The organism is Nocardia sp. JCM 34519.1, from assembly GCF_020361265.1.
Taxonomy (GTDB): Bacteria; Actinomycetota; Actinomycetes; order Mycobacteriales; family Mycobacteriaceae; genus Nocardia; species Nocardia arthritidis_A.
The window spans coordinates 1-23,125 of the sequence record NZ_JAIRBR010000004.1 but is presented as its reverse complement, the minus strand read 5'-3'; the positions used below and the strand labels follow the sequence as shown (position 1 = coordinate 23,125).

Here is a 23,125-nt window from a genome sequence, read left to right as displayed (position 1 = left end):
ACGTCGACTAGGGAGTGTTTCGAAGTGGTGAGGGCGGTCCGTCCGGCCCGCCCTCACTGGTGTCGTAGCCATTGGTTGATCGCGGCGATGTGGATGGTGGCCAGGTAGCGGACGGCGAGTTTGTCGTAGCGGGTGGCCACGGCCCGATGCTGTTTGAGCTGGTTGATGCCGCGTTCGACCGCGTTGCGGTCGCGGTAGATCACCGAGTCGAAGGCCGGCGGACGGCCACCGGCGGGTCCTCGGTTGCGGCGGTGCGCGGCTTGATCGGCGGGAACCGGGATAGTCACCCGGATGCCGCGCTGCCGCAACCATTCCCGGTTACCGCGACTGGAATACGCCTTGTCGGCCAGCACCCGCACCGGCCGCACCCGCGGCCGACCACCCCCGGGTTTGGGCACCTCGATCCCGTCCAGCACCGCCGTCATCTGCGGACTGTCACCCGCCTGACCCGGGGTGATCAACACCGACAACAACCGGCAGCCCTGCTCACACGCCAGATGCAGCTTCGTGCTCCACCCGCCCCGCGACCGGCCCAACCCGTGATCGACCGGCTCCCGGTCACCGACCCCGCCCGGTGGTTCGGCCTGCCCGTGGCCATCGCGGCGAGCTCCGGCGGCGTGCTGGTGAGCCCGGGCGATCGTGGAGTCGACACCGACCTGCCAGACGATCGCACCAGCCGCATCGGCGAACGCCTGCAACAGTTTCAGGATCAGCACCCACACTCCGGCGCGCTGCCAGCGCCGGAACAGCCCATACACCGCCAGCCAGGACCCGTACTCGACCGGCACGTCCCGCCACGGTGACCCGACCCGAGTCCGCCACCGGATCCCGTCGATCAGCTGACGTTTCGTCCACTTCGGCGGGCGTCCCGCCTTCTTCCCACGAGGCAGCAACGGCTCCAACCGCGCCCATTGGGCATCGGTCAGATCCGCACGCCCCGTCACCGCTACGCTGGCCACGAGGTCTCCGGCACTATTCAGGTTTGCTTGGTCGCTAACCCGAAATACCGGAGACCTCACCCATACGCCAACGCGGGCAACAGCTTCCACCGAAACACACTGATGGGGTGGCACCGCATAGCGGTGCCACCCCATCACCTACTTCGAAACACGCCCTAGCCGAGCAGCACACCGAGAATGGTAATCACATTCAGCGCGCCGAAGACGTAGATCGATCCGACGTGCGTGTATTTCGCGGTGTCTTTGTCGAATTCGGCGTCGAGGCGGCGAATCAGCCCGGCCAGCTGGGTGAGCCAGCCCGCGAGCACGGCATCCCCCGCGATCAGGATCCACACCGGCAGCGGATAACTCACACAGAACCAGACCCAGCAGGCGGCGCCCACCGCCTGTGCCGTCAGCGCCACCAGGCAGACGCGGGTGACGCCGAAGACCACGGGTGTGGTGCGCCGCCCGCCAGCGGCGTCGTTGTCCAGGTCGCGCACGTCCTGGGTGATGCCCTCGCCGACACCCATGAACAATGCGACGAATATCGCGAAAAGCCATGCGCGCGACCATTTGTCGGTTTCGATCACCTGTCCCGCGATGCCGAACATCAGCAGCCAGATGGTGGGCCACATCAGCTGCGGCCAGATCGGCCTGCCCGAAAGCCGCAGCGGCGGAACGTTGTACGCGGTCGCGACGGCCACCGCCCCCGCGACCAGCGCACCGACGAATTCGGATAGCAGGAATGCGAGGCCGATTCCGAGCAGGCTCAGCAGCGCACCGCAGACGATGAAATCGCCCGCGCGACCCCGCCCGGTGACCAGCACCCGCGCGTATCGCGACCGTTCCGAACTGGCGCTGTCGATATCGACGTCCATCGCGTCGTTGATCAGCGTCGAGCCCAGGTGGATCGCGCCGAGGACAATGCCGGACACCAGGATCTTCCATAGCGGAACCCAGTGCGTGAACAGCACGCTGAACATGGCCAGCGGGGCCAGCACATCGAACCAGAGCCGCGTCCACACCCGGGTGGAACGTAGGATTCCGGCCGCCCGCACGGCCACCGAGGGCCCGGCCCGGTGCACCGCGGTATCGATGAACGTTCTGGCGGTCGCCACCGGCGCGGTGTTCGCGAAGCTGCGCAACAGCCCTCCCCCGTACGGGTTGCCTTCAGGTCGCCCACAGGGGTAGTCGATGTCGCTCCGACTCGCCCGCGAATTCGCGGTAAGTGGTCGGAATTGTCCGTACCCCTCCGGCGTGTCAGCCGGGCTCGCCGCATGGCGCATGCCACTCCCGCCGGCGTGGCATGCGCACAACCGGGTTCAGGCGTGCAGTGCGCGAAACACCCGGTACAGCTTCTCCTTGTCCTCGAATCCGATTCCGGGCGTGTCACCGAGCCCGATCCGGCCGCCCGCGATGACGGCGTTGTCGGCGAATCCGCCCGTCGGCTGGAATTCACCCGGATACGACTCGTTACCGCCCAACTTCAGCGCCGCCGCGATGTGCAGCGAGAACTGGTGTCCGCCATGCGGTATGCAGCGCCGCGCCGACCAGCCGTGTTGCCGAAGCATCTGCTGGATCCGCAGATATTCCACCAGCCCGTAGCCGAGCACCGGATCGAATTGCAGATAGTCGCGGTCGGGCCGCATACCCGCGTAGCGGATCAGGTTCCGGGCATCGGCCACCGAGAAGAGGTTCTCCCCCGTCGCCAGCGGCCCGGGGTAGCGCTCGGAAAGCGTTGCGTGCAGGGCGAAGTCGAGCGGATCGCCCGGCTCCTCGTACCAGAACAGCCCGTACGGTTCCAGCGCCCGGCCGTAGGCGAGCGCGGTATCCAGATCGAAGCGGCCGTTGGCGTCCACCGCGAGCCGGGATCCGTTGCCGTCCAACACCTCCAGTACCGCCTCGACGCGCTTGATATCGTCGGACAGGCTCGCGCCGCCGATCTTCATCTTCACCACGTCGTAACCCTGGTCCAGGAAGCCGCGCATCTCGTCCTGGAGTTGCGCCAGCCCCTTGCCGGGCGCGTAGTAACCGCCTGCGGCATAGACGAATACGTCGTCGTCGGGCGCGCCGAGCCGGTAATGCTCGGCGAGCCACCGGTACAGCGGCAGCCCGGCCAGTTTGGCCGCGAGGTCGAACAGCGCCATATCGATGACGCCGACCGCCACCGACCGTTCCCCGTGTCCGCCGGGTTTCTCGTTGCGCACCATCACATCCCACGCGCGCGCCGGATCGATGGCGCGGCCGTCGTCGGTCAGCAGATCGTCCGGGGCCGCCTGCATGAGCCGGGGAATGATGCGGCGGCGCAGGATTTCACCCGCGCTGTAGCGGCCGTTGGAGTTGAATCCGTAGCCGACCACCGGTTCGCCGTCCCGGATCACATCGCTGACCACCGCGACGATGGAGCAGTCCATCGCGCTGAAGTCGATGAAGGCATTGCTCATCGAGGAACTGATCGGGACGGTGCCCTCGTGTATCGCGACGATAGGAGGCATATCTTGTTCTCCTTAACTATCTTTCGAACATCGCAGGCCGATGCTCGCGGCGGCGGCCGCCCGGTCCAGCCCGCCGGGTTCCCACCGCGCGACGACGATGGTGGCCACCGCGTTGCCCAGCACATTCGTCAAAGCCCTTATCAGCGAAAGGAATCGGTCGACGGACAACACCAGCGCGAGTCCGGCGACCGGGACGAGCGCGGTGGCGGCCACCGTATTGGCCAGGGTGACGAAGGCCGACCCGCTGATGCCCGCGGTGCCCTTGGACAGCAAAAGGAACGCCAGGAACAGCGTCAGCTGATCGCCGAAGCCCAGCGGCGTCCCGTACACCTGCCCGATGAACACCACACAGATCGGCACCACCACGGCGACACCGTCGAGGTTGAACGAAAACCCGGTCGGCACAACGAGTCCCACCACGCTGCGCCGGCACCCGACGCCCTCCAACCGCTCCATCAGCCGCGGCAGCACGGCCTCCGACGACGAGGTGCCGAGCACCACCAGCAGTTCCCCGCGCAGCACCTTGATCAACCGGAACAGCGAGAATCCGGCGAGCAGCGCGACGCCGCCGAGCACGACGAGCACGAAAACCGCCAGCGCCAGCGCGGATACGGCCACCAGCCGCATCAGCGCGGTCAGCGTCTGCGGACCGTACTTGCCGACCGTGGCCGCGACCGCGCCGAAGGTGCCGATCGGCGCGAGCAGCATGATCATCCCGATCATCCGGAACAGCACGGCGCTGAGCCGGGCGCAGCCCGTGACGATCGGCTGGGATACGTTGTCCGGCAGGCGAAGCAGCGCGACGGCGAACAGCACCGCGAACATCAGCACCTGCAGGATGTGGCCGCCCGCGAAGGCGCCGACGGCGTTGTTCGGCACCAGATCCGCGAGGAAGGCCGAGAACGAGGTGTTCTTGGCATCACCGCTCACGTAGCTGTTGATGTCACCGGAAGCGTGTGCGGGCGGCGCGACGCCGGAGCCAGGCCGCAGCAGGTTCACCGCGGCCAGCCCGATCACCATGCCGACGGTGGTGACCACCTCGAAGTAGATCAGCGCCCGAACGGCAATGCGCCCAACGGCTTTCATACCGCCCGCGGTCACGATCCCGGTGACCGTCACCAGGAATACGATCGGCGCGATCAGCATCTGGATGAGCGCTATGAACGAGGTGGCGACCGGCTGCACAGCCGCACCCGCCTTCGGCGCGAGGATGCCGAATATCGCGGCGGCGATCGCCGCGACGAGCACCTGGAAGCTGGTGTTGGTGACCAGCCTGCGCCACCGGGACGGACCGGCGGCGGACTCCGGTGTGACGTCGATTGTCGTGCTGCTCATGTGAATTACCCCGCGTCATCACAGATCCGGCACGAGGGTTTCGCGCAGCGCGGCGCGGTCGACGGTCAGGCCGAGGCCCGGCCGGTCCGGCACGGCGATGCGGCCGTCCACCGGTTTCGGCGCGTCGGGGAAGAGCAGTTCGCCCACCTGCACCATGCCCAGATGCCACTCCAGGATCCAGCCGTTCATCAGCCCGGCCAGCGTGTGCAGGTTGAACAGCGGCCAGCCGCCGCCGTGCGCCAGCGGCAGATTGTAGATCTGCGCGAGGTGGGCGGCCTTGCGCGCCTCGGTGAATCCGCCGCAGTAGCAGACATTCGGCTGCAGGATGTCGACGGCCTGATGTTCGACCAGCTCACGCAGCCGCCAACGATGACCCTCCATCTGCCCGGCCGCCAACGGAATTCGGGTGTGCCGCCGCAGATCCGCCATGGCGCGCGCGTCGTTCTGGTGCAGCGGTTCCTCGAACCACGTCAGGCCGACGTCTTCCACGGCGCGACAGAGGAATCCGGCCTCCACCGGGGTGAACAGGTAGTTGGCATCGATCATGAGATCGATGTCGTCACCGACCTCGGCCCGCACCGCGCGGATGCGCGCCGCGTCCTCGCGCCAGCCGCCCTTGTCAACGGCCACAACGAGTTTCAGCGCGCGCACACCCTGATCCAATTGCAGCCGAGCGGCGGCGGCCAGCGTTTCCCGGTCGTACTGCGGGAATCCGAACGTCACGTAGATGGGCACCTCGGTGCGCGCGCCGCCGAGCAGACTGGCCACCGAACGCCCGGCGATCTTGCCCTTGATATCCCACAGCGCGATGTCGAGCAGCGAAAGGGCGCTGGACACCACACCCGTCATCGTGCGCGGATTCAATGTGCGCCAGACCTTTTGGTGGATGGCCTCGGTCTCCGTCGGATCCATGTCCCGCACGACGGGCAGGAAGTGCCGCTCCAGCGCGACCACCACGGATCTGGCGAGGAAATGTCCGGTGAGCGCGACGCCGGTGAGCCCCTGATCGGTTTCCACCTCGCAGAAGACGAATTCCTTCTGCTCCTCGCGGCCGTAGCCGCTGACCTGTTCGCTCATCAGCGGCACCGAGATCGATGTGGTGTGCACGCTGGCCCGGATGTCCTTGATTTTCATCCGTCCTCCTTCGTTCGCATTGGACGGTGGCCCGAGTCTGCGCCGGTAAATTGTCAACTGTCAACGATTTGCAATTGACGATCGACTGTGCGAGCATGCGGAGCTGTCGTCCAGGTGATGCGAGTTGGAGTGCCGATGCCGGAGCCCACGGAAGCAATGAGCGCGCTGCAGCGCCGGGTCGCCGAGCGCCCATCCCTGCTCGGCCTGATCGCCGAGGAACTGGAGCGAATGATCATCACCGGCGCGCTGAAGGGCGGCGACCGGATCAACGAATCCGCGCTGGCCCTGCGGCTCGGGGTGAGCCGGGGCCCGGTGCGCGAGGCCTGCCGTCAGCTGGAACGCGGCAGGCTCGTCGAATTCCGCACCAACCGCGGCATGTTCGTGCGCGAGATCTCCATCGACGAGGCCGCCCAGCTCTACGACATCCGGGCCGGCCTGTTCGGGCTCGCGGGCCGCCTCGCCGCCGAACGCGTCACCCCCGAGCAGGTCGCCGAGCTCCGAAAGGCGGTGCGGCGGCTCGAAAAAGCCATCCCGAAGGTGGACGACTACTACCCGGGCAATGTCGATCTGCACCGCGAACTCGTGGCACTGTCGGGTAATCCGCGCCTGTGCCAGCTCTACGACGATATCTCCAAGGAGCTGCACCTGTTCCGGCGGCACGGGCTCGAAACCGCTACCGCCAGGCGCACTTCCAATGCGCAGCACGCCGAGATCCTGGACCGGCTCGCGGCGGGCGACACCGCGGCGGGCACGCTGATGGAGGCGCATATCCGCTCCGGCAAGGAGCGCATGCTCGCCGCATCTGGTGACTGAATACCCCTGCCGCGACACCTTTCTCGGACCTACCATCAGCTGGAGCGCCGAGGTTGCGACGGGCCGGTCGGCGGACCTGCCCCCGGCGCCACGGAGGCCACCATGAAGGCGATCGTGCAGGAACGTTACGGCGCGCCGGATGTCCTGACGCTGCGCGAGGTTCCGGTTCCCCAGCCGGGAGCCGATGAGGTGCGGGTTCGGGTGCACGCCGCGAGCGTGAACGCATATGACTGGCACGTGCTGCGCGGTGATCCCCGTGTGCTGCGGCTGATTTCACCGACGGCCGGGCTGCGCGGACCCAAACGACCGATTCGCGGCCGGGATTTCGCGGGCCGGGTCACGGCGGTGGGCAGCGCGGTCACGCAGTTGCGGGTCGGCGACGAGGTATACGGCGACCTGGGCGAGGCGGATGGCGCGTTCGCCGAATATGTTTGCGCTCCAGCTGATCTCGTCGACATCAAACCGGCGGGACTGACATTCGAGCAGGCGGCGGCGGTGCCGCTGGCCGGTATCACCGCATTGATGGGCCTGCGCGATGTCGGGCAGGTGCGGCCGGGCCAGCAGGTGCTGATCAACGGCGCGTCGGGTGGTGTCGGCACATTCGCCGTACAACTGGCCAAGGCGTTCGGCGCACACGTCACCGGCGTGTGCAGCACCCGCAATGTCGAGCTGGTGCGCTCGCTCGGCGCCGACGATATCGTCGACTACACCCGAGAAGACTTCGCCGCCAACGGAAAACGCTACGACATAGTCTTCGACCTGGTAGCGAATCGATCGCTAGGCGCACTGAAGAACGCGCTGCGACCCGAGGGCGTACTCGTCATATCCGGCGGCGGCGTCTTCACCGGCGGCAGTTTCCTCGGGCCGATGGCGTTATCCATCAAGGGTCTGTTGGCGGCGCGCTTCGGCCGGTTGCGGGCACGGCAACTGATGGAGAAGCCGGGACGGGACAAGCTCGCGACACTGCGCGAACTCATCGAATCCGGAAGCGTCGCACCGGTTATCGACCGCACCTATCCACTGGACCGGGCGCCCGATGCGATCCGCTACCTGGAATCGGAGCACGCGCGTGCGAAGGTGGTTCTCACAGTGTGATCACTCCGGTGCGAGCACACCTTTCGCGATCACGGTCAGCAGTTCGGTGAGCGCGGTGGCGAAGTCGAGGCGGACGGCCGCCAGGTCCGGATTCCGCTCGTACGCGGTCACCATGGCCGCCGACGGATTGGTGTGACTCCACAGGCTGCCCGCCGAAAAGACAAGCACCCCAGCGAATTTCATCGCATCGTCGGGCCCGAACTCGGGTAACGCGCCGCGCACCAGCTCGGACAGTTCCGCGGTGGCGGCGAGCCAGGAGCGTTTGAAGCGGGCCGCGACCTCGGGCGAGACGTTGCGCTCCAGCACGGCGGCCTGGGAGCTCCAGAGCTCGCACAGCATCGGCTTCGCGGCCAGGGTCGACACCACCGCGTCGATCACCCACTTGCGCCGGGCGGGCAATTTGCCCGTGGCGCCGGACAGCTTGGGCCGCAACTCCGTCAGCCATTCCCGGTAGGTCAGGTCCAGCAGCTCCAGCAGCACCGCCTCCCGGGATTCGAAGTAGCGCAGCACATTCGATTTCGCCAGCCCGACACACCTGGCCAGCTCGTTGAGGCCGATATCGGCCACCGGACGCTTGGCGAGCATGGCGGCCGCGGTATCCAGAATCGTGCGCCTGCGCGCCTGGCGCTGCTCCTCACTGCGTGCCCGTTGGAAGCCCATGCCGCGATTATTTCAGACCATCGGTCTATTGACATCAGACCATTGGTCTCTTAGCGTTGAGGACGCAACAGACCATTGGTCTTTTACCCCGAATCCAGGGAGTGCAGGATGTTCGAAATTCCCGATCAAACCGGCAAAACGATCGTCGTCACCGGGGCGAACAGCGGCCTCGGCAAGGAGGCCGCCGCCCGGCTCGCCGGTGCGGGCGCGCAGGTGATCATGGCCGTGCGCACACCCGCCAAGGGCGAGGCCGCCAAGGCCGAAATCCTCGACCGCCACCCCGCCGCCAAGCTGGAGGTCCGCCGGCTCGACCTCGCCGAACTGGCCTCGGTGCGCGAATTCGCCGACGATCTCATCGCCACCGGCACCCGGCTCGACGTGCTCGTCAACAATGCGGGCGTGATGGCCCCGCCCGAACGGCACACCACCGCGGACGGCTTCGAACTCCAATTCGGCAGCAATTTCCTCGGCCCGTTCGCGCTCACCATGCGGCTGCTGCCGCAGCTACTGCGCGCGGACCACCCCCGCGTCGTCACCATGAGCAGCGGCTTCGCCGATTTCGGCCGGATCCGGCTCGACGATCCGCAATCCGAGCGCGGCTACAGCGGATACCGCGCATACGCGCAGTCCAAACTGGCCGATCTGATCCTGAGCGTGCGGCTCGCCGAGATCGCCACACAGCGCGGCTGGCCGCTGCTCAGCATCGCGGCCCACCCCGGCTACACCCGCACCAATCTGCAGACCACCGGCCCGAATATGGGTCGCAACACCGCACTTCTCGGAATGCTCAACTCGGTCGGCATGCGGATCATGCCGTCCATGGATGTGGCGCAGGGCGTCGAATCACTGCTCATCGCGGCCACCGATCCGGCGGCGCGAAACGGCGGATACTACGGTCCCAGTGGGCGATTCGGCACCGTCGGCCCCGCGGGGCCCGTCCGGATCAACCGGCGCGCACAGGACCGCGAGGTGGGCCGGCGGCTGTGGGCCATGGCCGAACAACTCACCGGAACCCAACTGCCGCAGTAACTTTCGAGGGTCAGTGCGGTATCGCATCGATGATGGCGCGGGCGCCCTGGCGCAGCAGATCGGCGCCGACGAAGAAGCCGAGCGCCTGCGGCTCCTCCGGCACACCCCACTGGTGTGAATCCAGCCAGCGGCTGCCGTCGGCGCTGAAAACCTTGCCGTACAAGGTCAGTCGGCCGGTGGGCTCGGTGCGCGCGAATCCGGCGATCGGCGAATTGCAGTGTCCCTGCAGCGCATGCAGCATCGCCCGCTCCGCATCGGCCAGCCGCCTCGTCTCCGGATGATCGAATCGCTTTGCCAGATCCAGCATTTCGGTGTCATCTGCCCGGCACTGCAATGCGATGATGCCCGCGCCGATGGGTGGGCACATGGTCTCCAGGTCCAGCGTTTCGGTGATGCGGTCGGCCCGGCCCACCCGGTGCAATCCGGACACCGCCGCGATCAGCACGTCGACGTACCCGTCCTCCAGCCGGGCCAGCCGGGTATTCACGTTGCCGCGCAACGGTTTCACGGTCAGGTGCGGGTAGTGCAGCAGCAATTGCGCGGTGCGGCGCACCGAACTCGTGCCGACAACGGCGCCCGCGGGCAGCTCGGCGAGCGGTGCGCCGGACCGGCTGATCACCACGTCGTGGATATCGTCGCGCGGCAGATATCCGGCGAAGGCGAGCCCCTCCGGCACCGGGATATCGCCGGGAATGTCCTTGAGGCAGTGCACCGCCAGATCGGCCTCGCGGTCGAGCAGGGCGCGATCGATCTCCTTGACGAACGCGCCCTTCCCACCGAGCTTCGACAGGTCGCCCATCCAGCGGTCGCCCGCCGTGGTGACCTTGACCAGTTCGCTCTCGGCGCCCGCCGCGGCCAGCAACCCGGCCACCTGCTCCGCCTGCGCCAGCGCCATCGGACTGGACCGGGTGGCGATGCGGATCACGCGCGACATAGCGCGGACTCTACTCGCCACCGCGCGTGTCCTGTCGCCGGTACCGACCGTTACCGGCGTTACCGGTTCCCGGCGTCGGCCGCCAGCTGGTGCAGCGCCGCGACCAGCCGATCCACCTCCGCGCAGGTGTTGTAGAACGCCAGCGACGGCCGGACCGTCGCCTCCAGTCCGAAGCGCCGCAGAATCGGTTGGGCGCAATGGTGTCCGGCGCGCACGGCGATGCCCTTCTCGTTCAACGCCCGGCCGACCTGATCGGGTTGATAGCCGTCGAGCACGAACGACATCACGCTCGCCTTCGTCTCGGCGGTGCCGATCAGCCGCAGCCCCGGCACCTCGCGCAGCCCCGCCGTGGCGTACTCGAGCAGGAAATGCTCGTAGGCCGAGATGTTTTCGATGCCGATGCGTTCGACGTATTCGATGGCCGCGCCGAGACCCACCGCATCGGCGATATTTCCGGTGCCCGCCTCGAAACGCGCGGGCGGCGGCTGATAGGTCGAATGCTCCAGCGTGACATCGGTGATCATATTGCCGCCGCCCTGCCATGGCGGCAGATCACGCAGCACGTCGGCCGCGCCGTACACCGCGCCGATTCCGGTCGGCCCGTACAGCTTGTGCCCGGAGAAGACGAAGAAATCGGTGCCGAGTCCGGTGACGTCGATCCTGGTGTGCGGCACCGATTGTGCGCCGTCGATCAGCGTCACCGCACCGGCCCGCTTGGCCTGCGCCACGATCTCCTCGACCGGCGTTATGGTGCCGAGCGCATTCGAAACATGGGCCACCGCAACGAGTTTGGTCTTATCGGAGAGCAGCCTGGTGTACTCGTCCATGCGCAGCTGTCCCGTATCGTCCACCGGGATCACCTTCAACAGCGCACCGGTCTCGGCGGCGAGCAGCTGCCACGGCACGATATTCGCGTGATGTTCCAGGTGCGAGATGAGGATCTCGTCGCCCTCGCGAATATGCTTGCGGCCCCAGGTTTGTGCGACGAAGTTGATGCCCTCGGTCGCGCCGCGCACGAAGACGATCTCCTCGGCCGACGCCGCGCCGAGGAAGCGGGCGATGATGGCGCGGGCGTTCTCGTACGCGTCGGTGGACCGTGCCGCCAGCTCGTGCGCGGCCCGGTGGATATTCGAATTCTCGTGCCGGTAGAAGTAACTCAGCCGGTCGATCACCGCCTGCGGCTTCTGCGTTGTCGCGGCATTGTCGAACCAGGCCAGCGGATATCCGTTGATCCGCTCCTGCAGGATCGGGAAATCCCGGCGCACCGTGTGCACATCGAAGATCGGATGCCGATCGGTCCAGGCCACCCGGCGGCGCTCGGAAGCGCCGTCGAGGAAATAGAAATCCGGTGCCGAATTCGCCGGCGCCGCAGCACGATACGGATTCGGCTCGGTGAGGAAGTAGAATCCGGCGGACTGGGCGTGGCGCGGCGCGGAGGCGATCGCCGGGATCGGCAGGGCGGGCATGGCAGTGTCGAACCCGGTGGGCGTCGGCACACGCGGCGCGTACTCCGGAACCTCTTGCGGCACAACGCCGAACGGGTCGGCACCGGCGATGCCCTCGGGCACCTCGGGTTCGATCGCGCTGCCCGCGAGACCGGGCGTCGGCGGCCGGGAATCGAAGCCGGGCTGCGCCGGTTGTCCGGGCGGAGCCGAAAGGTGTTGCGGCACAAGGCCGAACCGGTCCGCGCCCGGCACCGCCTCGGTGCCGAACTGCTGCGGCGCAGCGCCGGGCAACCCCGAAAAGAACTCCCCGGCAAGCCGGTTCAGCGTCGCCTCGTCGGGCAGCCAGCTCGGCACCGCACCATCGAGACCCGGCAGCGCGACATCACCTGCCTGGAGCACAACACCATCGACGCCGGGAACGGCGCCGTCCACACCGGGGACGGCGCCGTCCGGCTCACTTCCGGTACTGCGGTGCGTAGTCATGGAACTTGCCGACCTCCGCGCCGTCCAGCAGCGCCGTCGCATCGGGGGTGAGGATGGCCAGCGAGCAGTACAGCGAGACCAGGTAGGACGCGATCGCGCTGCGATCGATGCCCATGAACTTCACCGAAAGCCCCGGACTCTGCTCACCCGCCAGCCCCTGCTGGTACAGACCGACGACGCCCTGGCGCGCCTCACCGGTCCGGATCAACAGGAATTTCGTCTTACCCTTCTCCAACGGCACCTTGTCCGACGGGACGATCGGAATGCCGCGCCAGGTCAGGAACTGCGAGCCGAACATGCTGACCGTCGGCGGCGGCACCCCGCGCCGGGTGCATTCCCGGCCGAATGCGGCGATGCCCTGCGGGTGGGTCAGGAAGAAGCCGGGCTCCTTCCAGCATTTGGCGATGAGATTGTCCAGGTCGTCCGGTGTCGGCGGACCCGCGATGGTCGAAATCCGCTGGTCTTTCGCGGTTTTGGCGATCAGCCCGTACTCCGGGCTGTTGATCAGCTCGCCTTCCTGATGCTCCTTGATCGCCTCGATCGTCAACCGCAACTGCTGGGCAATCTGATCGTGCGGGCTGGAATAGAGGTCTGAAACACGGGTGTGCACATCGAGGATGGTGTGCACCGCCTTGAGCCGGTATTCGTCCGGCTGCTTTTCGTAGTCGACAAATGTATCCGGCAGCGGCGACTCGTCGAAGTTGTCGCATTGGATATCGACCGATTCCGGGTGCACCACCTTGTTCACCCGATAGATGCCCGCCTCCACCGGCACCCAGTTCAGCAGATGCACCAGCCAGCGCGGGGTGATCGTGCCCATCTGCGGCACGGTCTTGGTGGTATTGGCGAGCCGCCGGGCGGCCTCGTCACCAAGCGCCATCGGTTGTCGTACAGCGCGCGTCATCGACACTCCTTGCTCTCTTCAGAGAACACCACTGCGGGTCCGGCACAAGCGAATTCGTGAAGCCTGGAAATCCGTCGCGGGCGTCGCACGGCCGAGCCGCGTACGGCTCGACAAGCGCCCGATGATGTTCGGAACGTATCACAAATTCCCGAATTCAGGGCATTAAGCAACTATGTGGCTATTCGCGTCCGCCGACCGTGTCGCATCGGACCCGTGCCGATCGCGCACGAGCCGCCCGGCCGACGATCCGCGACTGTGCAGCAACCGTTTTCCCGCCGCCGAGCCGGGTGTTTCGGCCTGAGCCGAAACAGGGTGCCAGCGCCGCCCACCGCTCCTTACGCTGCTGTTCGGGAGCGAAAACAGGAGTTGACAGATGATCAAGGATGTGGCGGTGCCACAGTGCGACGGGGTCGTGCGGGCGATGGAGGATACGGCCGACGGGGTGTCGGCGGCGTTGCTGCGAATGGTGCAGGGTGCGCGCTCCGGTCGGCCCCGGACGTACAAGCGACCGGCGTGCGAACCCGTCGCAGTGCCGAAAACGGTGGCGGAGTTGGTGACCCAGCTGGATCCGATGGTCGCTGCGCAGTGGCGCGGGCCCCGGTGACCGCGGCCACCCTTCGGCCCACCCATCACCCCCAGCGGAATCGCTGTGCGATGCTTTTGGCAGAGCGCGGCACGACGGGGCGAGACAACATATGAAACGAATCCACCTCACCTCTCACGATCTGCTGCGGATCCGGATCGGCGCGCCACTGGGCGCGCTCGGCGAAACCATGCTGGCGGGCCGGGAGTTGCAGCGGCGCGATACGACGGTGTTCGCGGGCTGGCGCAGTCAGGTGCGGCGGGCCATTCCGGAGAACTTCGGCGTGCTCGCCGATATCGCCCCGCCCGAGGCGCATTTCGTCGATCTCATCACGCCGACCCGGGGCACCAGATCGATGAGCGCCGGTATCGAGGCGCTGCACCTCACCTCCCGCGACGAGCTCGGCCTCGAACTCGCGAGCACCGTCAAACATCGCGCGCGGGACGGATACCCGCCGCTGCCGTCGTGGACGGCGGGGCTGACGCAGCGGGACGCCACGGTGCGCCGGACCATCGCCACCGCCGTCCAGGACTTCCACGAGGTCGCGTTCGCGGGCCGCTGGGCACACGTCCAGTCCTACCTCGACGGAATGGCCGACCGGTGGGCGAGGACGATGGCCACCGAGGGTGTCGAGGCGCTGTTCGCCACGCTGCAACCGCATGTGCGCTGGCGGGAGCCGGTGCTCGAGGTGCTGCTGTCCACCAGTTGCCACGATGAATTCCTGCACGGACACGGACTGGTGCTCATACCGTCGCTGTTCACCTGGCCGCGGCCGCTCGTGCTGCACTCGGCGGTGGATCGGGACGCGCCGAAGATGCTGGTGATCCCGGCGCTGCGCGATATCGCCGACCTGGCCGCGGCATGGGGTCCGCGCCCGGCCAACGAGGCGCTGAACGCACTGCTCGGCCGGACCCGCGCCGCCGCGCTCCAGGTGATCGCCGACGGCTGCTCCACCAGCGAGCTGGCCCGCCAACTCGGCGTCTCCCCCGCCACCGCGAGCGAACACGCATCGATCCTGCGCGAGGCCGGGCTGATCGAGAGCACGCGGCAGCGCAACGCCATGCGGCACGAGCTCACCGGACTCGGCGCCGCGCTGCTCGATGGGGACCTCGATACCGGCCTGCGCACCGCATAGCCCTATAGTCCCTGGTAGACCCAAGACCCGTTCCCGTGCGAGACCTGTTCCCGATCGGAGGCCGGATCGATGAAGTTGCTCGTCACCGGATGCGCCGGAGCCATCGGTAATACCGTCGTCCGTCTGCTGTCGGATGCCGGGCACGAAGTCGTCGTCGCGGATGCCGCGGCCGATGATGCCGGGCAATTTCCGCCGGAGGTCAGGTCGGTGCCGGTACGACTGCACGACATCGCCCAATTCCTCACGAACACAGCAGGTTTCGATGCGGTGCTGCATTTCGCTGGCGAGTTCGCCGCGGATTCGTCGGCGACGCAGCCGGAATGGCAGTGGGACAGCGCGACCAGCGCCACCCTCGCCCTGCTCGACGCGATGAGCGAGGCAGGTATCGGCAAGCTCGTATTCTCCTGCACGACAACGGCTTACGATTCACCTGCGGATACAAAACTCCCCATCGAGCGAGCGATAACCAGTTACACCCGCTGCTGCGGCCTCGGGGCCGTCTCGCTGCGCTGCCTCGTCACATCGGACAATCCCGATGCGGACCATTCCCACGCACGCGCCCACCTGCGCGCCCTCGACTCCATCCACCCCGGCCGGCATCAGATATACAACCTCGATCACCGCGCGCCCGCCGACCTGTTGACCCTTGCGGGCCACCATCATTCACAAACCGGCGAGTAGCGGACCCATCCTGCCGCACCCGCCGAACCTTGCGCGGACCGGCACGGCACCCTAGGCTGGATAGCTTGTGCGTTGCCGAGCGGAGGGGTCGGATGGGTGCGGCGTTGGCCAGGGCGGATGGCATCGAGGTGTACCGGCGGCTGGTGGTTGCCGGATTCCGGCGGCAGGCGCGATATCGGATGGCGATGTTCGCCGGGCTGGCCACCAACTGTGTATTCGGATTCGTCCGCGCCGCGGTGATGATGGCGGCGGTGCAGACCGCCGGATCGTTCGGCGGGTACACCCAGGGAACGATGGGGGCGTATGTGTGGCTCTCACAGGGGCTACTGGGCGCACTGCAATTCATGGCTCCGGCAACGGATCTGATGGAGCGGATCCGCAACGGTGACGTCGCGATCGACTTCCTGCGCCCGGTCGATGTCCAATTCAGTTATATGGCAACCGATCTCGGTCGCGCCGCGGCGACCATCCTGCCGCGCGGGGTGCCCAGCGTACTGGTCGGCTCGCTGACGTTCGGGCTCGCGCTGCCGACAACCGTCGGGCCGTATCTGCTGGGTGCGGCGAGCATCGTGCTGGCGGTGATGATTTCGTTCCTGTCGCTGTTCCTGGTCGGCCTCGTCGGGTTCTGGGTGGTGGAGACCCGCGGCGTCCGGCTGCTGTACCAAACCGTCGGACCGTTTCTCGCGGGGCTCTTCGTGCCGGTGCACATGTTCCCGGCCTGGTTGCGGACCATCGCGCACGCCACCCCGTTCCCCTCGATGCTGCAGGCGCCGATCGACGTGTTCTCCGGACGCATCGTCGGCATGCCCGCACTGGAAATCGTTGGCACCCAGGTGTTCTGGTTGTTGGTGATGGGCACGCTCGGGCGCATCGCACTGGCGGCGGGCCGGCGCAAACTGGAGGTGCAGGGTGGCTGAACTGTCCGGCACTTGGTTCACCCCGTACGCTGCGGTGCTGCGCTCGCGCATGCGTTCCCAGCGGGCGTACCCGCTGTCCTTCCTCAGCGAGGTTTTCAGCGCATTCCTGATCGGGCTGGTCGAATTCGCCGAGGTCTGGGTGATCTTCCACAATGCGCGGGTGCTCGGCGGCCTCGACCTGGACGGCGCGCTGCTGCTGTTCGGCCTGAGCAATACCGCATTCGCCCTGTGCCAGGTGGTTTTCGGGCATCTGGACGGTCTGCCGACGCTGATCCGGATGGGCACGCTCGACGCGTTCCACCTGCGCCCGCAGCCGCTGCTGCTGCAGCTGATCACCAGCGATATCTCGCTGCGCCGCCTCGCCAGGGCCGCCGTCGCGATGGTCGTACTGGCACTCGGCCTGATCCGCAACGATATCGACTGGGGCGCAAGATCTTTCGCGCTTCTTGTGCTCACCCTCGTCGGGGGGATCGTTCTGTTCGGCGGCCTGTTTGTCTGCGCGGCCGGGCTGCAGTTCTATCTCATCGACGGCGCGGAACTCACCAACAGCTTCACCTACGGCGGATCATTCGCCGCCGCCCAACCCACCTCAATATTCCCGACACCGCTGAAATTGGTGTTCGGCCTGGCGATTCCGGTCGCCTTCACCGCGTACCTGCCCACCATCGCGCTGCTGCGCCTGCCCGGTCCCGCGCTGCTGCCGTCCTGGTTGGCCTGGTGCGTTCCGTTGGCCGCGGCCTGGGTGTGGTTGGTGGCCATGGGTTTGTGGCGGCGCGGCACTCGGCACTATCAGGGAGGGGGCGGCTAGCGTGGCCGAACCAATCGTCGATATCGAAGATCTCACAAAGGAATTCACCCTCTACCGCAAGGACTCGCGCCGCTGGCGCCGCCGCCGCGAAACCCTCACCGCAGTGGACCGAATGACCTTCCGCATCGAAAGGGGCTCCGCCGTCGGCTATATCGGCGCGAACGGCGCGGGCAAGTCGACAACCATCAAGATGCTCACCGGCATCCTGGTGCCCACCGCGGGCCGGGTGCGCACCTGCGGCCTCGAGCCGGTCGGGCGGCGTCGCGAGCTCGCCGGGCGGATCGGCGTCGTCTTCGGGCAGCGCTCCCAGTTGTGGTGGGATCTGCCGCTGCGCGAATCGTTTTCGATTCTGGCCGCCATCCACCGGCTCGATCCGGACCAGGCCCGCAAGCGCACACACGAACTCGTCGAACAATTGGAGATGGCCGAAACCCTCGACACGCCGGTGCGTCAGCTCTCGCTCGGCCAGCGCATGCGCGCCGAGGTGGCCGCCGCGCTGCTGCACTCCCCCGAACTGGTGATCCTGGACGAGCCGACCATCGGCCTAGATGTGCTGTCCAAACAGCGATTACGCGAATTCCTGCGGGCCGAGCGGACCGAACGCGGCACATCGCTGCTGCTCACCACCCACGATATGGGCGATATCGAACGGCTCTGCGAGCGCGTGCTCGTTGTCGATCACGGCCGGCTGGTCTACGACGGCACCCTCACCGGGCTGGCCGGAACGGTCGGCGCGCGCCGGGTGCTCGTGGTCGATCTCGCCGAGCCGACACCGGATCTCGACGATCTCCCCGATGCGCGGCTGCTGTCCAGCGAGGCGGGCGGGATGCGTCAGCGCCTGGCCTTCGATGCCGAAATCACCACCGCCGCACAGCTGCTCGCGGCCGTATCGGAGCGGGCCGAGGTGCGGGATCTGTCCATCGACGAGCCGGGTATCGAGGACGTGGTGCGCCGGATATACGAATCCGCCCGCCGGGGGTGAACCGGCGGGCGGACCGTTGCCGTGCGCTATTCGGTTGGGGCAGCGGCGTTTTCGGCTTCACGGCCGCCCATATCCAGCCGGAAGGGCGGATATGCGTCGGTCATCAGCGAGGAGTAGGCCCGCACCCGGTACCGCCACCGGTTCATGCCGAGCACGAAATCGTAGAGGCCCTGGGGGTAGCGCCTGGTGAACAGCAGTGCGATCACCGCGATCAGCAGCACGACGAAGATCAGCGGGACGCCCATGCCACGCCAGCCGTCCGAATCATCGTCGTAGCCGACGTTGATCATGAGACCGCTGAAGAAGACGCCGAGGATCAGGTAATGCGGAATGGCCAGCAGCCACCACTTCACCAGCACCAGCCCGCGATGCAACCGCTCCGGATAGTCGATGGCCAGATCGGCCGGATAATTCTCGCTGGCCGCCAGGCTGAACGGCGGATATTTGTCGGTGCCGAGCGCGCTACAGGAATAGAAGGTCACCCGCCACGACCAACGCATGACGCCGACATTGAAATCGAACAACCCACGGGGATATCTCCCGGTGAACAGGATCGCGAAGAACGCGATCACCGTGACCACGAAGTAGGCGATGTGCAGGAAGATCAGCACGATGTAGTGCGGAATCGCCAGAATCCATTTGACCAGCCATAACCACCGCGAAAGTGCGGGGTCGAGATCGCCACGGACGCGGACCGGGTAACCGGGGTTGTCGGGTTGCATGATCGACGCTCCTTCAGGTGCTTTCGAGTCGAGCGACAAACCGCTGGGAATTCCAAGATTCTCCCAAACCGGACACCGTTGATCGGCACGTTCCGGTACCGACACGCCAACAGTTCGACGGCTTGCGCCGGGTTTCCGGTGCGAACCGCTTATTTCGGTGCGGCGCCCTGGGACGAGTACAGGCTCACTTCCCCGTCCTCGCCGAGAAACGCATTGACCAGCATGGTGCGGTTGGCCGCGAGTTCCTCCCGGCTCGGCGCCGCGGTGGTGATCGAGACCTGCGGCAGCGCGGCCCAGTTCACCACGTAGCGTTCGGGCGGACCGTCGTCGTCGGAGAGGCGGGCGATCCGGAACACCGACACCGTTTTGCGGACCATGAGCGTGCGCACGACCTCCGCAATTCGCTCGGGGTCTTCCAGGGCGAACATGAATCCGAAACGCAGCTCCGGCGACGATACGTAGGCGGGCACGAATATCGAGGCTAGCCCATCGACGGTGTCGACGCATGCGGCTTGCCGCCTCGATTGCTGCCGGTGCGCTCCGCGATCAGGACGCCCTCACCAAGATGGCAGGTGTGTGACCGATCCGTAACGGAGGATAACGATTTACCGGCAGCTTAGGCGTTCGTACACCATACTATTGCGCCGATTCGGCGACCGCGCTTTCCTGAAAGAGTCCCGATTTTTCGGGCCGTCTTCCTCATCGCATCGTCGCGGATTTCCCGGTTACTTTGCCGTGTTGGTGGACTATGGGGGGACGCTTCGGACTCGGGGCTGCGCCGGAGCCGAGGGGTGCCCCTCCCCGAAATCCTCCTCGGCCCTGGCGCATCCAAGTATCGAATCGAGAGCCACAGTGCAGGGGTATGCACCATGCCAACCGAATACGCCGAAAGCCGTATCGGAGCCGGCGAGCTGCCGCCAGCGTCGGCGCTACTGCGCGCATTCCGGGAACCAGAAGATCCGAATCGCCGCAAGCATCGAGTGCTGGCAGCGGCCCGCGAACTGGTCGAATGCCATGAACGACGACAAAACGCGCTACTCGCCGCACACGATCCCGATGCGCCGAGCGGGCTGGTGGCCAAATGCAGTCAAGTGGTCGAGGATATCGACGGGCACCGAGCCGAATTGGTCGGTGCCATCGACAACTGGGTGGCGGCCAATGTGCCGCACCGCACCGGGGCCTCGCTGCACACCGAGACCCTCGGCGCGGTCATCGACCGTATGGCCGCGAAATGGATTGCGGCACAACAGGCTTTGGGGGTCACGCCGCACCGGCCGCAGACCGACGGGGAAGTCCATCTGCAGTGGTGCAGGCTCGCCGAACTGGCGGACGGCTACAAGGATCTGATCACCGACGTGACCGAGCACCGGCGCAGACTGCCGGTCTGGTGATCACCCTGGCCGGTGCTCATCCGGCCGTTCGGTCTCCGGATCGACCACCTCGGCGTCGAGGACCTCCGACGCCGGAGCAGCCGACTCGGCCCGAATATCGTTGGCGCCGTGGCCGTTTCCGTCAACAGGCGATTCGGCTCCGGCGTCCGGCGCCGAATCGTCTTCCGGCACAGCCACTTCGTGCGCCGCGGCGTCGCGCCGAGCCGCCGCGGCCGCCTCGTTCATCTCGATCGCGTCGGTGATCCACTCGCCGATCTCCCTGGTCACCTCGGCGACGGTACCCGTGATGATCGTGGCGATATTACCGATATGACGCGCCCCGGAGGCGGTCAATTCCTGAATCAAATCCTTACGACTTTCGAATTTCCCAATCACCATTCACACGCCCACTTCGGTCGCCTTCCGCTGACGCATCACGATAACATCGGGAGTTGAATCACTTCGCGTCAACCGGTCCGGCAATGCGAGCCGGAAGATCTTCGCCCACACCGATCCGATTTGCCGGTGCAGCGGTCCGGTGTTGTACGGCAGACCGTATTTTTCACACAATGCCCTGACCTCCGGCGCGATCTCCGGGTAACGATTCGAGGGCAGGTCCGGGAACAGATGGTGTTCGATCTGATGGGACAGATTGCCGGACAATATGTGAAACAGCCTGCTGCCGCTGATGTTCGCCGATCCGAGCATCTGCCGGACGTACCATTCGCCGCGCGTCTCCTCGGCGGTCTCGTCCTCGGTGAACGTCTGTACGCCGGAGGGGAAGTGGCCGCAGAAGATGATCGAGTACGCCCACACATTGCGCACCAGGTTCGCGGTGACATTGCCCGCCAGCGTCGTCACGAACAGCGGACCGCTCAGCAGCGGGAACACCACGTAGTCCTTGAGCACCTGCCTGCCCGCTTTGCGCCACTGACCCTTGACAAGTCGCTTGATATCGGACCACTTCCGCTTGCCCTGCAGGATGTTGTCGACCTCGAGGTCGTGCACCATCACGCCCCACTCGAACAGCAGCATCAGCAGGAACGCGTAGGCCGGGTTGCCCAGGTAGTAGGGATTCCACTTCTGCCCCGGGTCGATCCGCAGGATGCCGTAGCCGATGTCGCGGTCGCGGCCGTGGATATTGGTGTAGGTGTGGTGCATGTAGTTGTGCGAATGCTTCCACTGATCCGCCGGGCAGACCGTATCCCATTCGAACTCACGGGAATTCAGGCCGGGCTCACGCATCCAGTCGTACTGGCCGTGCATGACGTTGTGGCCGATCTCCATATTGTCCAGGATCTTGGACAGGCTCAGCGCGGCGACGCCGGCCAGCCAGAACGGCGGCAGGAACCCGAGATACAGCAGGCCGCGGCCCGCGATCTCGAATCCGCGCTGCGCCTTGATGATCGAGTAGATGTACTCGCGATCCCGCTCGCCCAGGTCGGCGACGATGCGGGCGCGCAGCTCGTCGAGCGCCTTGCCCAGTTCCTCGACGTCCTGCGGGCTGAGGACCAGCGGTCCGTCCTCGGTTACGGTCAGAATTGTCATCGGTTCATCCCCTTCGGTTTTCGGACTGATCTCAGATGGCGATGTCGACATCGCCGACCGGTGCGTTGATGCACAGCTGGACGGGTTGATCCGGATCGCTGTCGGTTTCGCCGGTGCGCAGGTTGCGGGTGCAACCGGAGCGCCGGACCGCGGTGCAGGAGAAGCAGATTCCCATCCGGCAGCCGAATTCCGGTGTCAGACCGGCGGATTCGGCCTGCTCGAGCAGGCTGGCTCCGCTGTTGGCCGCGGTGATGCCGCTGGCCGAGAAGCGCACCGTCCCGGTGGCCTCGGCGTCGTGCGCCGGTGCGAGCGCGACGGTGAATTCCTCGGTGTGCAGCCGATCGGCCAATTCCTCGGCCTCGTACACTCGGCGCACCGCCGCCATCAGCGCCGGCGGCCCGCACAGGTAGGTCTGCGCGTCGGCGAACCAGGGCGCGACCCGCGTCAGCTCGTCGTAGTCGAAATGCCCGCCGCCGCTGATCTCCGTACAACCCACCGGCGCGTCCGCCCGCTGCGGCTCCGGATGACGTCGCGGATAGCGCAACTCGATCCGGAAGTTGTCGTGCGCCTTGGCAATCGACTCCAGCTCGGCGCGATGCGGCACGTGCACCGGCGATTTCGCGTAGTGCAGGAAGGTCAGCTCGCCGCGATAGCCCTCGGCGGCCAGGGTGCGCAGCATCGAGAGCACCGGGGTGATACCGCTGCCGCCGCTGATCAGCAGCACCCGGCCCGGTCGCGGCTCGGGCAGCCGGAAGACGCCCGAGGCCGGGGCCAGGTCGACCACCATGCCCGGCGCGGCGTTCCGGTAGAGGTGATGCGAGACGAGCCCGCCGGGATGCGATTTGACAGTGAGCCGAATGTGCTTGTCGCCGAGCCCTTCCGGGTCGATCGGCGAATAGCAGCGGGTGTGCCGCACACCGTCGATCACCACGCCGATCTGGACGAACTGGCCTGCGGCGTGGCCGCGCCAGCGCCGGGTGGGCCGCAGCGTGAGCGTCACCGAGCCGGGGGGGGGGGGGGGGGCGCCGCCCCCCCCGCGCCACACTACGGCTCGCCTTCACTGCGCCCGCTCCGTTCCGGCGGCCGGAGTGTCGCGGCGGGCGCAGTCTTT

Annotated in this window: 23 protein-coding genes and 1 pseudogene; 10 read left to right on the top strand and 14 right to left on the bottom strand. The window is 66.7% G+C overall.

Features of this window, described 5'->3' with window-relative positions; all coding sequences use genetic code 11:
• Positions 1 to 53: 53 nt before the first annotated feature.
• The 5 genes from LGY53_RS12375 to LGY53_RS12355 all read right to left on the bottom strand — a co-directional run bounded on the left by LGY53_RS12375 (position 54) and on the right by LGY53_RS12355 (position 5,905).
• Positions 54 to 959: an IS5 family transposase gene (locus LGY53_RS12375; RefSeq protein ID WP_225726820.1), complete on the bottom strand. Its 906-nt coding sequence runs from the start codon at positions 957 to 959 to the stop codon at positions 54 to 56.
• 155 nt (positions 960 to 1,114) lie between these two features.
• On the bottom strand, positions 1,115 to 2,086 hold the full coding sequence (locus LGY53_RS12370) for a UbiA family prenyltransferase (RefSeq protein ID WP_225726819.1): 972 nt from the start codon (positions 2,084 to 2,086) through the stop codon (positions 1,115 to 1,117).
• A 177-nt stretch (positions 2,087 to 2,263) separates the two neighbouring features.
• On the bottom strand, positions 2,264 to 3,436 hold the full coding sequence (locus LGY53_RS12365) for a mandelate racemase/muconate lactonizing enzyme family protein (RefSeq protein ID WP_225726818.1): 1,173 nt from the start codon (positions 3,434 to 3,436) through the stop codon (positions 2,264 to 2,266).
• 12 nt (positions 3,437 to 3,448) lie between these two features.
• Positions 3,449 to 4,771, bottom strand: coding sequence for a cation:dicarboxylate symporter family transporter (locus tag LGY53_RS12360; RefSeq protein ID WP_225726817.1), 1,323 nt, complete (start codon positions 4,769 to 4,771; stop codon positions 3,449 to 3,451).
• Positions 4,772 to 4,789: 18 nt separating this feature from the next.
• Entirely contained in the window at positions 4,790 to 5,905 is a 1,116-nt protein-coding gene (locus LGY53_RS12355; protein WP_225726816.1) for a mandelate racemase/muconate lactonizing enzyme family protein, read from the bottom strand.
• Between the two features lie 135 nt (positions 5,906 to 6,040).
• On the opposite strand from LGY53_RS12355, the gene LGY53_RS12350 reads away from it, so the two are divergent.
• Together LGY53_RS12350 and LGY53_RS12345 are read left to right on the top strand one after the other, a co-directional pair.
• Positions 6,041 to 6,718, top strand: coding sequence for a GntR family transcriptional regulator (locus LGY53_RS12350; RefSeq protein WP_225726815.1), 678 nt, complete (start codon positions 6,041 to 6,043; stop codon positions 6,716 to 6,718).
• A gap of 102 nt (positions 6,719 to 6,820) precedes the next feature.
• The gene (locus LGY53_RS12345) at positions 6,821 to 7,813 is read left to right on the top strand and encodes an NAD(P)-dependent alcohol dehydrogenase (protein ID WP_225726814.1); all 993 of its coding nucleotides are present in this window, start codon (positions 6,821 to 6,823) and stop codon (positions 7,811 to 7,813) included.
• Here the strand turns inward: LGY53_RS12345 and LGY53_RS12340 are convergent, their stop codons facing one another.
• Complete coding sequence (locus LGY53_RS12340) at positions 7,814 to 8,473, bottom strand: TetR/AcrR family transcriptional regulator (protein WP_225726813.1); 660 nt, start codon at positions 8,471 to 8,473, stop codon at positions 7,814 to 7,816. It abuts the gene before it with no gap.
• Between the two features lie 108 nt (positions 8,474 to 8,581).
• Here LGY53_RS12340 and LGY53_RS12335 point away from each other — a divergent pair, with 108 nt between their 5' ends.
• On the top strand, positions 8,582 to 9,502 hold the full coding sequence (locus LGY53_RS12335; protein WP_225726812.1) for an SDR family oxidoreductase: 921 nt from the start codon (positions 8,582 to 8,584) through the stop codon (positions 9,500 to 9,502).
• 10 nt (positions 9,503 to 9,512) lie between these two features.
• On the opposite strand, the gene hemC is transcribed toward LGY53_RS12335, so the two are convergent.
• From hemC to LGY53_RS12320, 3 genes are read right to left on the bottom strand one after another with little or no spacing between them, the layout of a single operon-like run.
• Positions 9,513 to 10,436 (bottom strand): hydroxymethylbilane synthase, encoded by a 924-nt coding sequence (gene hemC / locus LGY53_RS12330; protein WP_225726811.1) that lies wholly within the window; start codon positions 10,434 to 10,436, stop codon positions 9,513 to 9,515.
• A 59-nt stretch (positions 10,437 to 10,495) separates the two neighbouring features.
• Positions 10,496 to 12,364, bottom strand: a complete 1,869-nt coding sequence (locus LGY53_RS12325) for a family 2A encapsulin nanocompartment cargo protein cysteine desulfurase (protein ID WP_225726810.1) — start codon at positions 12,362 to 12,364, stop codon at positions 10,496 to 10,498.
• Positions 12,336 to 13,268 (bottom strand): family 2A encapsulin nanocompartment shell protein, encoded by a 933-nt coding sequence (locus tag LGY53_RS12320; RefSeq protein ID WP_225726809.1) that lies wholly within the window; start codon positions 13,266 to 13,268, stop codon positions 12,336 to 12,338. Before LGY53_RS12320 ends, LGY53_RS12325 begins: the two co-directional genes overlap by 29 nt.
• Positions 13,269 to 13,641: 373 nt before the next feature.
• On the opposite strand from LGY53_RS12320, the gene LGY53_RS12315 reads away from it, so the two are divergent.
• From LGY53_RS12315 to LGY53_RS12290, 6 genes are all read left to right on the top strand, one after another.
• Positions 13,642 to 13,872 carry a hypothetical protein gene (locus LGY53_RS12315; protein WP_225726808.1) on the top strand — a complete coding sequence of 77 codons (231 nt, stop codon included), beginning with the start codon at positions 13,642 to 13,644 and terminating at the stop codon, positions 13,870 to 13,872.
• Between the two features lie 91 nt (positions 13,873 to 13,963).
• A complete protein-coding gene (locus LGY53_RS12310) occupies positions 13,964 to 14,986 on the top strand; it encodes a winged helix-turn-helix domain-containing protein (protein ID WP_225726807.1) in 1,023 nt (340 codons plus the stop codon).
• A 69-nt stretch (positions 14,987 to 15,055) separates the two neighbouring features.
• Complete coding sequence (locus LGY53_RS12305; RefSeq protein WP_225726806.1) at positions 15,056 to 15,667, top strand: NAD-dependent epimerase/dehydratase family protein; 612 nt, start codon at positions 15,056 to 15,058, stop codon at positions 15,665 to 15,667.
• A 92-nt stretch (positions 15,668 to 15,759) separates the two neighbouring features.
• On the top strand, positions 15,760 to 16,584 hold the full coding sequence (locus LGY53_RS12300; protein WP_225726805.1) for an ABC-2 family transporter protein: 825 nt from the start codon (positions 15,760 to 15,762) through the stop codon (positions 16,582 to 16,584).
• Complete coding sequence (locus LGY53_RS12295) at positions 16,577 to 17,392, top strand: ABC-2 family transporter protein (RefSeq protein WP_308102874.1); 816 nt, start codon at positions 16,577 to 16,579, stop codon at positions 17,390 to 17,392. The genes LGY53_RS12300 and LGY53_RS12295 overlap by 8 nt, the downstream gene beginning before the upstream one ends.
• Positions 17,393 to 17,504: 112 nt before the next feature.
• The gene (locus LGY53_RS12290; RefSeq protein WP_255664636.1) at positions 17,505 to 18,374 is read left to right on the top strand and encodes an ATP-binding cassette domain-containing protein; all 870 of its coding nucleotides are present in this window, start codon (positions 17,505 to 17,507) and stop codon (positions 18,372 to 18,374) included.
• A gap of 26 nt (positions 18,375 to 18,400) precedes the next feature.
• Here the strand turns inward: LGY53_RS12290 and LGY53_RS12285 are convergent, their stop codons facing one another.
• Together LGY53_RS12285 and LGY53_RS12280 are read right to left on the bottom strand one after the other, a co-directional pair.
• The gene (locus tag LGY53_RS12285; RefSeq protein WP_225726803.1) at positions 18,401 to 19,096 is read right to left on the bottom strand and encodes a DUF4389 domain-containing protein; all 696 of its coding nucleotides are present in this window, start codon (positions 19,094 to 19,096) and stop codon (positions 18,401 to 18,403) included.
• 149 nt (positions 19,097 to 19,245) lie between these two features.
• Entirely contained in the window at positions 19,246 to 19,566 is a 321-nt protein-coding gene (locus LGY53_RS12280) for a hypothetical protein (protein WP_225726802.1), read from the bottom strand.
• 399 nt (positions 19,567 to 19,965) lie between these two features.
• Here LGY53_RS12280 and LGY53_RS12275 point away from each other — a divergent pair, with 399 nt between their 5' ends.
• The gene (locus tag LGY53_RS12275; protein ID WP_225726801.1) at positions 19,966 to 20,487 is read left to right on the top strand and encodes a DUF4254 domain-containing protein; all 522 of its coding nucleotides are present in this window, start codon (positions 19,966 to 19,968) and stop codon (positions 20,485 to 20,487) included.
• Here the strand turns inward: LGY53_RS12275 and LGY53_RS12270 are convergent, their stop codons facing one another.
• The 3 genes and pseudogenes from LGY53_RS12270 to LGY53_RS12260 form a co-directional block, all read right to left on the bottom strand.
• On the bottom strand, positions 20,488 to 20,820 hold the full coding sequence (locus LGY53_RS12270; RefSeq protein WP_225726800.1) for a hypothetical protein: 333 nt from the start codon (positions 20,818 to 20,820) through the stop codon (positions 20,488 to 20,490).
• Positions 20,821 to 20,865: 45 nt separating this feature from the next.
• Positions 20,866 to 22,014, bottom strand: a complete 1,149-nt coding sequence (locus LGY53_RS12265) for an acyl-CoA desaturase (RefSeq protein WP_225726799.1) — start codon at positions 22,012 to 22,014, stop codon at positions 20,866 to 20,868.
• A gap of 31 nt (positions 22,015 to 22,045) precedes the next feature.
• A pseudogene (locus LGY53_RS12260) lies at positions 22,046 to 23,017 on the bottom strand (ferredoxin reductase); the annotation flags it as partial.
• Positions 23,018 to 23,125: the final 108 nt, after the last annotated feature.

What these genes read in the sequence shown, in the direction of transcription:
- LGY53_RS12365 (WP_225726818.1), bottom strand. Translation starts at nt 3,436, where the DNA reads ATGCCTCCTATCGTCGCGATACACGAGGGCACCGTCCCGATCAGTTCC.
- LGY53_RS12360 (WP_225726817.1), bottom strand. Translation starts at nt 4,771, where the DNA reads ATGAGCAGCACGACAATCGACGTCACACCGGAGTCCGCCGCCGGTCCG.
- LGY53_RS12355 (WP_225726816.1), bottom strand. Translation starts at nt 5,905, where the DNA reads ATGAAAATCAAGGACATCCGGGCCAGCGTGCACACCACATCGATCTCG.
- LGY53_RS12350 (WP_225726815.1), top strand. Translation starts at nt 6,041, where the DNA reads ATGCCGGAGCCCACGGAAGCAATGAGCGCGCTGCAGCGCCGGGTCGCC.
- LGY53_RS12345 (WP_225726814.1), top strand. Translation starts at nt 6,821, where the DNA reads ATGAAGGCGATCGTGCAGGAACGTTACGGCGCGCCGGATGTCCTGACG.
- LGY53_RS12340 (WP_225726813.1), bottom strand. Translation starts at nt 8,473, where the DNA reads ATGGGCTTCCAACGGGCACGCAGTGAGGAGCAGCGCCAGGCGCGCAGG.
- LGY53_RS12335 (WP_225726812.1), top strand. Translation starts at nt 8,582, where the DNA reads ATGTTCGAAATTCCCGATCAAACCGGCAAAACGATCGTCGTCACCGGG.
- hemC (WP_225726811.1), bottom strand. Translation starts at nt 10,436, where the DNA reads ATGTCGCGCGTGATCCGCATCGCCACCCGGTCCAGTCCGATGGCGCTG.
- LGY53_RS12325 (WP_225726810.1), bottom strand. Translation starts at nt 12,364, where the DNA reads ATGACTACGCACCGCAGTACCGGAAGTGAGCCGGACGGCGCCGTCCCC.
- LGY53_RS12320 (WP_225726809.1), bottom strand. Translation starts at nt 13,268, where the DNA reads ATGACGCGCGCTGTACGACAACCGATGGCGCTTGGTGACGAGGCCGCC.
- LGY53_RS12315 (WP_225726808.1), top strand. Translation starts at nt 13,642, where the DNA reads ATGATCAAGGATGTGGCGGTGCCACAGTGCGACGGGGTCGTGCGGGCG.
- LGY53_RS12310 (WP_225726807.1), top strand. Translation starts at nt 13,964, where the DNA reads ATGAAACGAATCCACCTCACCTCTCACGATCTGCTGCGGATCCGGATC.
- LGY53_RS12305 (WP_225726806.1), top strand. Translation starts at nt 15,056, where the DNA reads ATGAAGTTGCTCGTCACCGGATGCGCCGGAGCCATCGGTAATACCGTC.
- LGY53_RS12300 (WP_225726805.1), top strand. Translation starts at nt 15,760, where the DNA reads ATGGGTGCGGCGTTGGCCAGGGCGGATGGCATCGAGGTGTACCGGCGG.
- LGY53_RS12290 (WP_255664636.1), top strand. Translation starts at nt 17,505, where the DNA reads ATGACCTTCCGCATCGAAAGGGGCTCCGCCGTCGGCTATATCGGCGCG.
- LGY53_RS12285 (WP_225726803.1), bottom strand. Translation starts at nt 19,096, where the DNA reads ATGCAACCCGACAACCCCGGTTACCCGGTCCGCGTCCGTGGCGATCTC.
- LGY53_RS12275 (WP_225726801.1), top strand. Translation starts at nt 19,966, where the DNA reads ATGCCAACCGAATACGCCGAAAGCCGTATCGGAGCCGGCGAGCTGCCG.
- LGY53_RS12265 (WP_225726799.1), bottom strand. Translation starts at nt 22,014, where the DNA reads ATGACAATTCTGACCGTAACCGAGGACGGACCGCTGGTCCTCAGCCCG.